The organism is uncultured Kushneria sp. (assembly GCF_947497025.1).
Lineage (GTDB): Bacteria > Pseudomonadota > Gammaproteobacteria > Pseudomonadales > Halomonadaceae > Kushneria.
Window position 1 is genome coordinate 34,869 of the sequence record NZ_CANMFC010000006.1, and the last position, 12,703, is coordinate 47,571.

Annotated in this window: 13 protein-coding genes and 1 tRNA gene; 8 read left to right on the forward strand and 6 right to left on the reverse strand. The window is 61.1% G+C overall.

Annotated elements, in window-relative coordinates; genetic code table 11:
• Positions 1-78: 78 nt before the first annotated feature.
• The gene (locus Q0931_RS11895; RefSeq protein ID WP_299260566.1) at positions 79-987 is read left to right on the forward strand and encodes a hypothetical protein; all 909 of its coding nucleotides are present in this window, start codon (positions 79-81) and stop codon (positions 985-987) included.
• A gap of 368 nt (positions 988-1,355) precedes the next feature.
• Here the strand turns inward: Q0931_RS11895 and Q0931_RS11900 are convergent.
• A tRNA-Thr gene (locus Q0931_RS11900) sits at positions 1,356-1,428 on the reverse strand.
• A 90-nt stretch (positions 1,429-1,518) separates the two neighbouring features.
• Here Q0931_RS11900 and Q0931_RS11905 point away from each other — a divergent pair.
• Complete coding sequence (locus Q0931_RS11905) at positions 1,519-1,854, forward strand: YnfA family protein (RefSeq protein WP_299260567.1); 336 nt, start codon at positions 1,519-1,521, stop codon at positions 1,852-1,854.
• Here Q0931_RS11905 and Q0931_RS11910 read toward each other — a convergent pair.
• Positions 1,845-2,039 carry a hypothetical protein gene (locus tag Q0931_RS11910; protein ID WP_299260569.1) on the reverse strand — a complete coding sequence of 65 codons (195 nt, stop codon included), beginning with the start codon at positions 2,037-2,039 and terminating at the stop codon, positions 1,845-1,847. The genes Q0931_RS11905 and Q0931_RS11910 overlap by 10 nt on opposite strands.
• 121 nt (positions 2,040-2,160) lie before the next feature.
• Between Q0931_RS11910 and Q0931_RS11915 the strand changes: the two genes are divergently transcribed.
• From Q0931_RS11915 to Q0931_RS11930, 4 genes are all read left to right on the forward strand, one after another.
• Positions 2,161-2,550 (forward strand): DUF202 domain-containing protein, encoded by a 390-nt coding sequence (locus tag Q0931_RS11915; RefSeq protein WP_299260571.1) that lies wholly within the window; start codon positions 2,161-2,163, stop codon positions 2,548-2,550.
• 4 nt (positions 2,551-2,554) lie between these two features.
• Positions 2,555-2,920, forward strand: a complete 366-nt coding sequence (locus tag Q0931_RS11920; RefSeq protein ID WP_299260573.1) for a DUF202 domain-containing protein — start codon at positions 2,555-2,557, stop codon at positions 2,918-2,920.
• Between the two features lie 91 nt (positions 2,921-3,011).
• The gene (locus tag Q0931_RS11925) at positions 3,012-4,421 is read left to right on the forward strand and encodes a DUF1338 family protein (RefSeq protein ID WP_299260575.1); all 1,410 of its coding nucleotides are present in this window, start codon (positions 3,012-3,014) and stop codon (positions 4,419-4,421) included.
• A 193-nt stretch (positions 4,422-4,614) separates the two neighbouring features.
• Positions 4,615-5,868 (forward strand): cytochrome P450, encoded by a 1,254-nt coding sequence (locus Q0931_RS11930; RefSeq protein ID WP_299260577.1) that lies wholly within the window; start codon positions 4,615-4,617, stop codon positions 5,866-5,868.
• Between the two features lie 34 nt (positions 5,869-5,902).
• Here the strand turns inward: Q0931_RS11930 and Q0931_RS11935 are convergent, their stop codons facing one another.
• From Q0931_RS11935 to Q0931_RS11950, 3 genes are all read right to left on the reverse strand, one after another.
• Positions 5,903-6,403 carry a universal stress protein gene (locus Q0931_RS11935; RefSeq protein WP_299260579.1) on the reverse strand — a complete coding sequence of 167 codons (501 nt, stop codon included), beginning with the start codon at positions 6,401-6,403 and terminating at the stop codon, positions 5,903-5,905.
• A 141-nt stretch (positions 6,404-6,544) separates the two neighbouring features.
• Positions 6,545-8,014 carry a DUF1826 domain-containing protein gene (locus tag Q0931_RS16760; RefSeq protein ID WP_366941612.1) on the reverse strand — a complete coding sequence of 490 codons (1,470 nt, stop codon included), beginning with the start codon at positions 8,012-8,014 and terminating at the stop codon, positions 6,545-6,547.
• The gene (locus tag Q0931_RS11950) at positions 8,004-8,771 is read right to left on the reverse strand and encodes a metal ABC transporter ATP-binding protein (RefSeq protein WP_299260581.1); all 768 of its coding nucleotides are present in this window, start codon (positions 8,769-8,771) and stop codon (positions 8,004-8,006) included. The genes Q0931_RS16760 and Q0931_RS11950 overlap by 11 nt, the downstream gene beginning before the upstream one ends.
• Positions 8,772-8,888: 117 nt before the next feature.
• On the opposite strand from Q0931_RS11950, the gene Q0931_RS11955 reads away from it, so the two are divergent.
• The gene (locus Q0931_RS11955) at positions 8,889-9,905 is read left to right on the forward strand and encodes a zinc ABC transporter substrate-binding protein (RefSeq protein WP_299260583.1); all 1,017 of its coding nucleotides are present in this window, start codon (positions 8,889-8,891) and stop codon (positions 9,903-9,905) included.
• Here the strand turns inward: Q0931_RS11955 and Q0931_RS11960 are convergent.
• Positions 9,902-11,092 carry an MFS transporter gene (locus tag Q0931_RS11960; RefSeq protein WP_299260585.1) on the reverse strand — a complete coding sequence of 397 codons (1,191 nt, stop codon included), beginning with the start codon at positions 11,090-11,092 and terminating at the stop codon, positions 9,902-9,904. The genes Q0931_RS11955 and Q0931_RS11960 overlap by 4 nt on opposite strands.
• 228 nt (positions 11,093-11,320) lie before the next feature.
• Here Q0931_RS11960 and egtB point away from each other — a divergent pair, with 228 nt between their 5' ends.
• Positions 11,321-12,667: an ergothioneine biosynthesis protein EgtB gene (gene egtB / locus Q0931_RS11965; RefSeq protein WP_299260587.1), complete on the forward strand. Its 1,347-nt coding sequence runs from the start codon at positions 11,321-11,323 to the stop codon at positions 12,665-12,667.
• Positions 12,668-12,703: the final 36 nt, after the last annotated feature.

Consider the following 12,703-nt stretch of genomic DNA (forward strand, 5'->3'; position numbering starts at 1 on the left):
GTGATCGGCATACTTATAATACCGGTGCTGATCTGTGGCTACTTGGCTATCATTTCGCACCCAAGAGAAAAAATAAGGTTGAGTCTATACCAAGGATGGTCGCTCTACTTAAGAGCAGCCTGCTTTGGCATGTCTATATTAGCATTAAGCTTATTTTTATGGGGGTATTTTCTTCCATCTTTTGGTTTCTGGCTAGGGGATCATCTTAGTATAAAGATTTTGCCAAACAAGAAGCCTTTCGATTTGACTTCAAGTTTCTTGAGGAACTTGCTGCATGCTCAAGATGATCAAAAGAATGTTACCGAATCTAGTTTGACTATAGCATCCATATCATTTTGGTCATTAGTAACCGGAATTATAGCTTTCTCTTTTAATAAGCTCATGGAGTGCATGGCCAGTAAGCGCCAAGCTTGGTTTTTCAGCAAATTTTTTAGTAAAAGCAAGGCTATTGAAAAAGTCTTTTGTGAAAGAGCCCCCATCGAGTATCAATTGGTTAGAATATCTGAAAAATATAAAGAAGACTTCAACTACAATAAAGAGGTTTTATTTTATCGGCACGTGTTAGCTGAGTCTTTTAGTTCGTTGAACAAGAAAGAAAAAGAAGAAGGCAGTCTTGTTCGTGCTGAAAGATTGAATTCTATCAGGGAGGTTAAGAAGGAGCTTAAATTAAGAGCGTTGAATTATGCTCTAATAACTCTTGAAAATGGAAAAACATACATATGCCTCCCGCTCACTATACCCCCTCCTGATGAGGAGGCTATATCTGCAAACTCTATTTCTGTCATACCTGTCATGTCTGGGTATAGAGATAATGACAAAGCTTTAAAATTTACAACAAGGTATGATTTCGATTTACATAAGCCTTCTGACGTTGACTGCATTTCAATAGACAGAGAAAAGATTGTTACCGTTTCTGGATTCAGCTTTGAAACCTACTATCGGCTAAATCCAGACAAAGAAAAAAGATTTGGCTTTTATAAAAAATAGCTTTGCCGACTATATTAAAAAATATTAAAATAATTGCCGTTGCCTTCCCACCCCCCCTGCAATATCATTTATTTTTAATATTTTATGTTACTTAGTATCCGCGTTTGTTGGCTTAAGCTTGCGGCTCGTCTTCTTAACTTCAGGACTCATCCGTCACGCTGCTTCGTTTACCTGACCCGTCACGAGCCAAGACGTGCACCGGGGCCATTGATTAGCAGATAACAACATCAACGCTTACACGAAGTTACGATGGCTTTTGAAACCAGTACGCCTAACGTCGAATGAAGACGTTTTGGTACTTTGAGGCGCTCATTTTTGCCCACAAAAAAGCCCGGCGCTTATGCGCCGGGCCTTTAAGATTCTGCGGGTGCCGGTAAGTGGACTCGAACCACCGACCTACGCATTACGAATGCGTTGCTCTGCCAGCTGAGCTATACCGGCGAACCCGAGAATTATTCTAGCTATCCCTTTTTGCCCTGCCCAGTCCCTGTGGCAGAGTAGCGACTCCTTTTTCATCACGCTGAGCCCGCCATGGCCCCTGTTATGACCACCCTGCTTTTTATCGTGACGGCGCTGGCCGAGATCGTCGGCTGCTATCTGGTCTATCGCTGGTGGGTGCTGGCGAAAAGTGCCTGGTGGCTGGTGCCGGCGGCGGCGTCACTGGCGCTGTTTGCGTGGCTTTTGACCCTGCATCCAGCCGCCAGCGGGCGCATCTATGCGGCCTACGCCGGCGTTTACCTCATCACGGCGCTGGGGTGGCTGCGTGTGGTGGATGGTCAGCCGCTGCAGCTGACCGACTATCTGGGCGGGGGCCTGGCGCTGGCCGGGGCGCTGATCATCATGGTGGGCTATTCCTCTCAGTCCTGATCGCGAATGAACAGATGCACCAGCAGCCATACCACCACGACGGCGAGTGCAAACACGATCACCGTCAGCCGTACCGGCAGCGGCCAGTGCATGAAGGCCGGATCATTTTGCAGCACGGCGCCAAAGAGATAGCCGCCCAGCAGTACCAGCGCCCCAAGGGCGCAGCTTCTTGTCACCAGGGTCATGCCTGTCTCCTGCTACCATGAATACTCATTGCGCGGTGGGTGTCTGCCCGGCAGCCGCCTTTCCAGTGACCGTCCGTGTCAGCGCACGGTTTCCATGTCTCATGATCACAAAGCCCCGAACATGACCACACCGTCTCCAGACCATAGTCGCCGACGCGCCTTCCGACCACGCTGGCAGCGCCTCGGCCGCCATCCGGACTATCGCTTTTCGCTGGCCAATGAACGCACCTTCCTGGCATGGATTCGCACCGCACTGGCGTTCATGGCCGGCGCGGTGGGCATCTATCAGTTCGCTCCGGATATCGCCACGCCCTGGGCGCGCGAGGCAATGGCGGTGCTGCTCTCTTTGGCCGCGGCCCTGCTGTCGCTTGCGGCCTATCGCCGCTGGGCCGGTAACGAACGCGCCATGCGAAGCGACGCCGCCCTGCCCTATACGCGGCTATTACTGATTCTGGCGCTGTTTGTCACGGCCGTGGCTATTGTGCTGGGCCTGCTGCTGGTATGGGGCTAGCCGCATGACCGAACCTGTCCGTGACCCGGGCCTTCAACCCGAGCGTACTGCACTTGCCTGGTCACGCACCGCCTTTGTAGCGCTGTTGCTCTCGGCGCTGCTGCTGCGCGGGGGGATTGTCCATCACGAACCCGGACTTGCCTGGGCCGGCATGGCGTTGCTGATCGCGACCGGCGCCATGTATGGCTGGGCGGGGTGGCGTCTGCGCATGACGACCAGTGCCACGACAAGTGCTGCCCCGGTGACGGCCTCGGCCACCTGGGTCATGCGCGCCACGGCGCTGATTATCGCACTGGTGGGGCTGGCCGTGGCAGGCAGCGTGCTTTATCACGGCCGGCTGATTGAGCATATCAGTGCCCTTGTGCACTAAAGGACGTTCAGCGTGCCATCACGGCGCTTGAACCCCGACCATCGACGGGCGTTAAATCGGGACATGTTCATTGCCGTCACGGAGCACCCTCATGGCCCGGCACGTCCGTCCTGATGATATTCGCACCCGTTTTTCCCACGCCATGTCCGACATGTATCGCACCGAGGTGCCCCAGTACGGCACGCTGTTGAAGCTGGTCGCTGATATCAACGCGCAGACGCTTTATCACAACACCCGAGGTGAGGATGCCCTGACCAATCGGGGCGGCAGCGAGATGGCACGCATCGAGATCGAGCGTCACGGCGCGATTCGCCTGGGCACCCCAAACGAGCTTCACACCATGCGACGCGTGTTTGCAGTCATGGGCATGTCGCCGGTGGGCTATTACGATCTGGCGCCTGCCGGTATGCCGGTCCACGCCACCGCCTTTCGCCCGGTGGATGACGAGGCACTGGCCCGCAATCCGTTTCGGGTATTCACCTCGCTGCTGCGCCTGGAGCTGATCGAGGACGAAGACCTGCGCGCCCGGGCCGCAAACATTCTCGAGCGCCGGCAGATCTTCACCGATCGATTGATGACGCTGCTGGACCGGTTTGACAGGGAGGGCGGGCTGAATGATGAGGATGCCACCGCCTTTGTCATCGAGGCGCTGGAGACCTTTCGCTGGCACAGCTACGCCACGGTGGATGCCGAGACCTACCACGCCTTTCACCAGGCGCACCGGCTGATCGCCGATGTGGTGTGCTTTCGCGGGCCGCATATCAACCATCTCACCCCGCGCACGCTGGACATTGATGCCACCCAGCAGGCCATGCCGGAATGGGGCATTACGCCGAAGGCCACCATCGAAGGCCCGCCGCGGCGCCACTGTCCGATTCTTTTGCGCCAGACCAGCTTCAAGGCGCTGGAGGAGCCGATTCTCTTTCCTGCCGATGAAGGTGGAGAAAGTGGCGAAAAAAGCGGCACCCATACGGCACGCTTTGGCGAGATCGAACAGCGCGGCGCCGCGCTCACCCGGCGCGGACGCAAGCTGTATGACCAGCTGCTGGCCGCCTCGCGTGAGGTGACCCACGGTCTGGAAGGGGAAGATCAGCAGCGCGCGCTAAGGGAGGCCTTTCAGGACTTCCCCGATGACGAGGCGACCCTGCGCCGTGAAGGGCTGGCCTGGTTTGATTATCAGCCAAACGAGGGCGCGAGCGTGACCGACGTGGAGGCACTGCCGCGTGATCGGGACGCGCTGGTCGAGGCCCTGATCACACAGGGCGTGATTCGGGCGCGGCCCATCACCTACGAGGATTTTCTGCCGGTCAGCGCTGCGGGCATCTTTCGCTCCAACCTGGGCGATAATGGTCCACAGCACTACGCCACCACCGACAGCCGCGCCGATTTTGAAGCGGCACTCGGCGTGGCGGTCGAGGACGAGTTCGCCCTGTATGAGCACCGCAGCGAGCGATCGCTGGCAAGCTGTCTAAAAGCACTGGGCCTGTCGCGCCCTGCCTGATGGCCGGGATCAGGGGCCGGAGGCAGGCCTTTGTGCCATGACATGGGCAGAAATCGGCCCATGTTGGCGCGCTTTTCAGGCAGCCTTTCTATGCTTAAAGACAAACGGGGCTGAAAGGCAGACGGGGCCATCTGCGGGTGGCTGCCCGGATGCCGCCCTGCTGATTCCCTACCTGTTGCCACAGGGGCATGCCATGACCGACATTCCTGCCGAACACCGTCTGGACAGCACGCTGGATCTGATGAGCGAGGGTTATCTCTACATCGGTAATCATTGCCAGACCCACCAAAGCCCCCTCTTCAAGGCCCGCATCCTGTTTGAAAACACGCTGTGTCTGCGCGGTGCCGAGGCGGCCCGGCTTTTCTACAACACCGAGAACTGCCGACGTGAAGGCGCCGCGCCGGTTCGTCTGCAGAAGACGCTCTTTGGCGTGGGCGGCGTTCAGGGGCTCGATGACAGTGCGCATCGTCACCGCAAGGCGATGTTCATGGATCTGATGTCACCGCAGGGTATCGATCAACTGGCCGAGCGGGTCAATACCGAGTGGCAGCGCGCGCTGCCACAGTGGGAAGCGATGGAGGAGGTCCTGCTGTTCAAGGAGTGTCAGTTCATTCTCTGTCGTGCCGTATGCGCCTGGGCCGGCGTGCCGCTGCCGGAGGAAGACGTCGAGCGACGCACCCATCAGCTGGCCGCGATGATCGACGGCGCCGGCACTGTCGGGCCGCGCCACTGGCAGGCGCGCCGCAGTCGCCATGACGCCGAAAACTGGATCGGGAAGCTGGTGGAGAAGATTCGCCGCGCCCCCGACGATTACGAGGACAGTGAGACCCAAAGCGCGTTGATCCGCTTTTCACTGCACCGCGATGAGCAGGGGGAACTGCTGCCGATTCACACGGTTTCTGTTGAAATTCTCAACGTGCTGCGCCCGACGCTGGCCATATCGCGCTACATGGTCTTCATCGCCCACGCTCTGCATTGCTGGCCGGCCACCCGGCCGGATATCAACGATGATGAGGCCGTTCACCGCTTCGTACAGGAAGTGCGCCGCTATTATCCCTTCTTTCCGGTGGCGGCCGCCCGGCTGCGTCACGATATCGAGTGGCAGGGCTACTCACTCTCTGCCGGCACGCGCCTGCTGCTGGATCTTTACGGTACCAATCATGATCCCGGTGGCTGGGAGGCGCCCGAGACCTTCAATCCCGAGCGCTTTCTACAGCGTGAGGTGGATGCCTTCCAGCTGATCCCGCAGGGCGGCGGTGATCATCACGTCAATCATCGCTGTCCCGGTGAGTGGATTACCCTTCGCCTGATGGAGGACACGGTCAGGCAGCTGGGCCGCATGCACTGGCAGGTGCCCGAGCAGAATCTCGAGATCGATTTAAGCGAGGTGCCGGCCCTGCCCCAGAGCGGCATGGTCCTTCGCGAGGTGCGCGCACCTCGCGACTGAGCCGGCGTTCTTCGACGCTGTCAAAGCCCTGCGGTCAAAGCCCTGCGTAAGGGTTATTGTCGACGGCCCCGCCCGGTATGGGGGCATCCTCGTCATCATGCACGCTGATGACCATGCAGGTGGCGATATGGCTGACCTTGTGGGAGACGCTGCCCATGAGCATGCCGCTCCAGTCGCTCAGGCCGCGGCTGCCGATGACAATGACCTCGACCTCGAGCGACTCGGCCTCATAAGCGATGATCCGTGCCGCATCGCCATGACGACCGTGGGTTTCGATCCGGCCGGTAAAGCGGCTGCGAAGATGCGCCTGCGCTTTATCGAGGATCTCCCTGATTTCTTTTTCGGCGGTGTCGGGTGGGGAGGCCTGAATGGCCTCCTGAATACTGAGCAGACTGCCGTAGTGCAGATGCGGCAGCAGTTCACGCACATGCAAAAGGTGCAGGGTAGCGTCGGGGGACGCCAGCTGTGCCGCAATGCTGAGTGCCTTCAGGGCATGGACCGAACCATCCACGGGTACGAGCAGTGAGGTGAACATGGCGCATCCTCCAGTGGCATCGACGGCGCCGGGAGGCACCATCGGAGGCGATCAGCATGGCGCAACGCGGACCGGCTCAACTTGATCGTGATCAATTACGCCACCAATAGCGCCTGGTCTTTGGTCGTGTGTCACACGCCCTCAGAGCGGATCGATGCTCATCATGAGGCGGCGCTGACCGGAATCAAGTGCCGGGCTTCGATGCACCAGGCCGCCACGACCGTTTCCGCGCCAGCCACTGCCCTTGATCAGGGCCACATCGCCGGTGCCCAGACGCTCAACGGCACTTGAATCCATCACGATCTCGGGCTTGTGCGGTGACGGCGCCCCCAGTCCGCGTCGATCCAGCGCCTGCTCAGGCAGCCACTCGCTGCCCGGCCCCAGCCAGCTGGTCACCAGCCGCACGGTGACGTTGTCGCAGTGAAAGCGCGGGCACATGGTGTCTTCCAGCCGCCGCAGTCGTACCCGCAGTTCGGTCACTTCCAGCATCGAAGCCATCAGCCGGGCCAGCGTCATGACATCCTCGACGAGGGCCTCGGCGGCGGCAGGCACCGGCAGCCGTGTGCGCAGCTCGTGTTCAAACGCATTGTCCGGTGGGCCCTCCAGCGAAAGGCTCCAGCCGCGCACGCCCTGACACTGCGCCAGCACGCTGGCTTCCAGATCGGCGGGCAACGTGCGCGGGGCGATCGCGATATCCCGGTCGGCGTCAAAAATGGTGGCAAGCTCGCGGGCCATCGTCATGGCCGGCCCAGACGTTTCAACAGTACTCAACGGGGGCATAAGTCTCTCCGGCCAGGCAGGGCGAGTGTGGCGCTCACCGAGGCGGCGATGCACCAGCCCCGCCAGCGTCATGAGCACAAAACAGATGGCGGCCAGGCTGACCATGGACGGGCCGGCCGGCGTATCGAAATGCCAGGCGATGGCCAACCCGCCATTGGCGGAGACGATGGCCACCGCCGCGGCCAGCACCGCCATGCCTTCCGGTGTGCGACTGAAGGGGCGCGCGGCGGCAGCCGGAATGATCAAAAAGGCCGCGATCAACAGCACGCCGACCACCTTGAGCGCCACGGCCACTACCACGGCCAGTGACAGGGTCAGCAACAGCTGCTCGCGACGCGGGTCGACGCCGCTGGCGCGGGCAAGATCAGGATTGAGCGTCGATATCAGCAGGCCCGACCAGCGCAGGGCGACAATCAGCACCACCAGCAGCGCCCCGCCCCAGATCAGGATCAAGTCCTGGCGGCCGACGGCAAGAATGTCGCCGATCAGGTAACTCATCAGATCCAGCCGGGCCACCTGCACCAGCGATACTGCTACCAGCCCGAAGGCGAGTGCGGCATGCGCCATCACCCCCAGCAGCGTATCCATGGTGTAGCCGCGGTCGCTGAGCAGCGACACCACCAGCGCCATGATCAGCGCCACCACCAGAACGCTTGCCAGCAGCGATACCGACAGCACCAGCGACAGCGCCACACCCAGCATCGCGGCATGAGCGGTGGCATCACCGAAATAGGCCATACGCCGCCACACCACGAAGCAGCCCAGCGGGGCCGCCGCCAGCGCCACACCGGTGCCGGCCAGCGCCGCCCGTATCATGAAATCATCCAGCATGGTGGCAGGCCCTTTTTTCCTGCGGGGTTTCCCGGGCGTCGTTGTCCGGCTCGGCATGACCCGATTCACTGTGACGGTAAAACGCCACCGCATCGCGCTCTTCGATGCCAAACAGCGACTGCCAGGCGGGCGATGTGGCCACATTTTCAGGGCGCCCCTGACAGCAGATGGTGCCGTTAAGACAGATCACGCGATCCGAGGCCTTCATGACAACATGCAGCTCGTGACTGACCATCAGGACCGCACACCCCAGCTCAGTGCGCACCCGGTCAATATGACGGTAAAACTCCGCCGTGGCGCGGTGATCCAGCCCCTGGTTGGCTTCATCGAGCACCAAAAGTCCGGGGCGCTCCAACAGCGCCCGAGCCAGCAGCACCTTCTGCAGCTGTCCGCCCGAAAGTGCCGAGAGCTGCTGCCTGGCCAGATCATTGGCGCCGGCACTGGAAAGCGCCGCCTCGATCTCGCCACGACGGCGACGATGCGGCAGCGCCATGAACCGAGCGACCGTCATGGGCAGAGTCGGATCGATCTGCAGACGCTGAGGTACATAGCCGATAGTCAGATGCTCGCCTCGTGTGATCCGCCCGCGGGAAGGTTCAAGCGCGCCGATGATGATGCGCAGCAGGGTGGATTTCCCCGAGCCGTTGGGCCCCACGATGGTCACGATCTCACTTTGGCCGAGCGCAAGGCTCACATCATTGAGGATGACGTTGCCATTTCGGACCACACCGATATCTTCAAGCGTTAACAGGGACATGCGTCCTCCTGGCGGTAACAAAGGGACGGCGCTTGTCAGGTCATACGCCAGCCGTTAATGTGTCACGTTATAACATAACACTAAATGTCGACTCATCCCCTGTTTAGAGAGCTCCTCATGAAGCACCCTCGCTACTGGCTGCTGCCGCTGCTGTTTGCCCCCTCGCTGGCGCTGGCCGATGTGCCCCGCGTGGCGGTGGATATCGCCCCCATTCATTCACTGGCCGCGCAGGTCATGGGCGATCTGGGCACGCCCGAGATGGTGATGCCACCCGGCGCTTCGCCGCATGGCTACTCAATGCGCCCGTCGGAAGCCTCGACGCTGGATAGCGCTGACGTGGTCTTCTGGGTCGGGCCGGCCCTGACACCGTGGCTGGCCAACTCCATCAACACCCTGGCCGGCGATGCCGAATCCGTCGTGCTGCTTGACGCCCCCGGCACGGCCCGACTGAACTACCGCGAAGGTGCCACGTTCGAGGCCCATGATCATGGGCACAGCCATGATCACGGCCATGGCCACGACAGCGGCCATGATCACGATGACAATCACACCCACGACGACGGTCACGGCCATAACGACCATCACGGCCACAGCGGGTTGAACCCGCATGCCTGGCTCGACCCGCAAAACGCCCGAGTCTGGCTGGACGTCATGGCGAAGGCGCTGGCCGAGGCCGACCCCGAGCACGCCGACACCTATCGCCAAAACGCCAAAAGCGCGCAGCAGCGTCTTGATCGGCTGATTGCGAACACCGATCAGCGCCTAAGAGACGACCATGACACCCGCTTCATCGTCTTCCACGACGCCTATCAGTACTTTGAGGAGCGCTTTGACGTTCACGCCGTCGGCGCCATCTCGATCGGAGACGCCTCAAGCCCGGGGCCGGCCCGGATACGCGAATTGCAGGACAGGGTGAAATCGCTGGGCGTGCAATGCGTTTTTTCCGAACCGCAGTTCAATCCGCGCATGATCGAGAGCATCTTCGGCGACATGCCGATCAACACCTCGATCGTGCTGGACCCGCTGGGCGCCGGCATCGCCCCCGGCCCGGCACTGTATGACGAGCTCATCACACACATTGCCACGAGCATTGATGAGTGCGCCGAGAGCACCGGCGCGCAACAGGCAAGCTAGCCTTCTCCGCGCAGCGTCACCATCCGTGGCCGGCCGACCATGACGCCGGTCACGGTCTGCACGCCCAGAAGTATTAGCAGCAGCCCCATCGACACCCCCCAGCCGCCGGTCACACCGTGGAGCGCGCCAAACAGCAGCGGCCCGCTGGCGGCGAGCAGATAGCCCACGCTCTGCGACATGCCCGAGAGCATCGCGGCGTGCTGCGACTGTCGGGTGCGCAGGACAATCATCGTCAGCGCAAAGCTGAAACAGCCGCCCTGCCCGGCGCCGAGCAGCACGGCCCACAGCGCCGGCGCCAGCGTGGGTGCCAGTAACAGTCCCGAAAGACCGGTACCAATCAGCAGACACATGCCCAGCACCAGCAGACTGTGATGGTGCATGCGCGCCGCGATGCGGGCGATCACGTAGCTGGCCGGAATGGTGATCAGGTTGAGCAGTGACACCATGTTGCCGGCCATCGTGCTGGAGACGCCTGCGCTGATGGCCACCGACGGCATCCAGGTCTGCAGGGTATAAAAACCCAGCGACTGCATGCCCATAAATATGGTCAGCGTCCAGGCGACCGGGCTTGTGAACAGCGCCGTCATGCGCACCGGTCCGCCCGCCGGCGGCGCCACTGCCCGTCGAAAGGCCAGCCACAGCCAGCAAAGCGCCGCCACCACGGCAAGTCCGGCCCACAGTTGTATCGGTGTCGACCAGTGGCCGCTGGCCTGCAACAGCGGCACCGCCGTGCCCGCCGCCAGCGTCGCTCCGATGCCCATCACCACCGTATAAAGCCCCATGGTCTGCCCCAGACGGTCGGCGCGATCACGCTTGACCAGACTCGGCATGAAGACGTTGCCAAAGGCGATGCCAAGACCTGCCAACAGCGTCCCGACCAGCATGACGGGGAAATGCTCGATACCGCGCAGCACACTGCCCAGCGCCACCGCCACAAGTGCCAGCGCAATGGCCCGATCCAGCCCGAGCCGGGCCGCCAGCGTCGGCGCAAACGGCGAGAGCAGCCCGAAGCAGAGAATCATGCCGGTAGTGAGAAGACTCGCAGCGCCGGCGCCGATGTTCAGGGAGCCCATGATCGGTTCCAGCACCGGGCCGATGACCACGATGGGGGCACGCAGATTGAGGGCGGCCAGACCAAAGGCCAGCAGCCACAAAAGGAAAGCGGACAGGCGTGGGGTGTAGGACATGAGTGCTCAAATACCGGCAGGAAAGCTTGAGAAAGGCGCAGTCTAGCACTGTCAGGCACGCCCGGAACGTCACACCGCCTTACCCACCGTCACAAATTTTCTGGTGGTGAGTCGAGCGCACCGTGGAGGCATTGCTACGCTAAAGAAACGTGCGGACCACGTGTTGAATGTCAGCCCCTGGCCGCCACCTGTTCAATGCTTGATGCGATCTCATCGCGAGGACACGTCATGACCCAGACGACTCGAGCGCCGCTTGAAAATGCCGACGGCGCCCACATCCGCGAATGGCTGCGCCGCTTCCAGCACGTGCGCCGTGCCAGTGAAACCCTGTGTGCCCCGCTCGAGACCGAGGATTACATGGTCCAGAGCATGGCGGATGTCAGTCCGCCCAAATGGCACCTGGCCCATGTCAGCTGGTTCTTTGAAGCCTTTATCCTCACCCCCTGGCTCAAGGATTATCAAACGCCCGACCCGGCATATGACTTTCTGTTCAACTCCTATTACGAAACCCATGGCAAGCCGTTTCCGCGTAACCTGCGCGGCACCATCTCGCGCCCCACGGTGGCGCAGGTCTATCAGTTTCGTGCCCATGTCGATCAGGAGATGGAACGGCTTTTGAGCGCCCCGCCGCCCGAGCATCTCGACGAGATCATCGACCGCCTCGAGATCGGCCTGCATCACGAGCAGCAGCATCAGGAGCTGCTGGTGATGGACATCAAGCACATTCTCTCCTGCAATCCACTGCATCCGGTCTATCGCGACGACATTCGCCAGCAGCTGCTGGCACAGGCCGACCAGGCCCCGGCAACGCCTGAAGCACGCTGGCACCGCTATGCCGCCGGCGTGCGCCAGATCGGCGTGGACTATCCCACCGAGTCCGCCCTTGATCACGACGGCAAGGGTTTTGTCTTTGACAGCGAGACACCGCGCCATCGCCAGTATGTGGCCGAGTTCGAACTGGCCGACCGCCCGGTCACCAACGCCGAGTTCCTCAAATTCATCGAGGATGGCGGCTACTCGCGCACCGAGCTGTGGCTGTCGGATGGCTGGCATCTGATCCATAACACCGGCTGGCAGGCCCCCGAGTATTGGGAGAAGGTCGACGGGCGCTGGCACACCATGACCCTGGGCGGGCTGGTGCCGGTCGATCCGAGCGCGCCGGTGTGTCACGTCAGCTTCTATGAAGCCGATGCCTACGCGCGCTGGGCCGGCGCCCGTCTGCCGACCGAGACCGAGTGGGAAACCGCCGCGGTGGATCAACCGCTGGAGGGCCACTTTGTTGAAGACGAGGTGCTTCAACCACAGGCGTCCTCCAGAACACAGGGCCAGGGCCCGCAGCAGCTTTATGGTGATGTCTGGGAGTGGACCGCCAGCGCCTTTCTGCCCTACCCGGGCTTTACGCCGCTGGAAGGCAGCCTTGGCGAGTACAACGGCAAGTTCATGTCCGGCCAGATGGTGCTGCGCGGGGGCTGCTGCGCCACGCCCCGTGACCATATCCGGGCCAGCTATCGCAACTTCTTCCCGCCTCAGGCGCGCTGGGCCTTTTCCGGCATTCGACTGGCACGCAATGTCTGAACCTGCAGGGGCCGCCCGCTGGCGGGCGGCCCGATC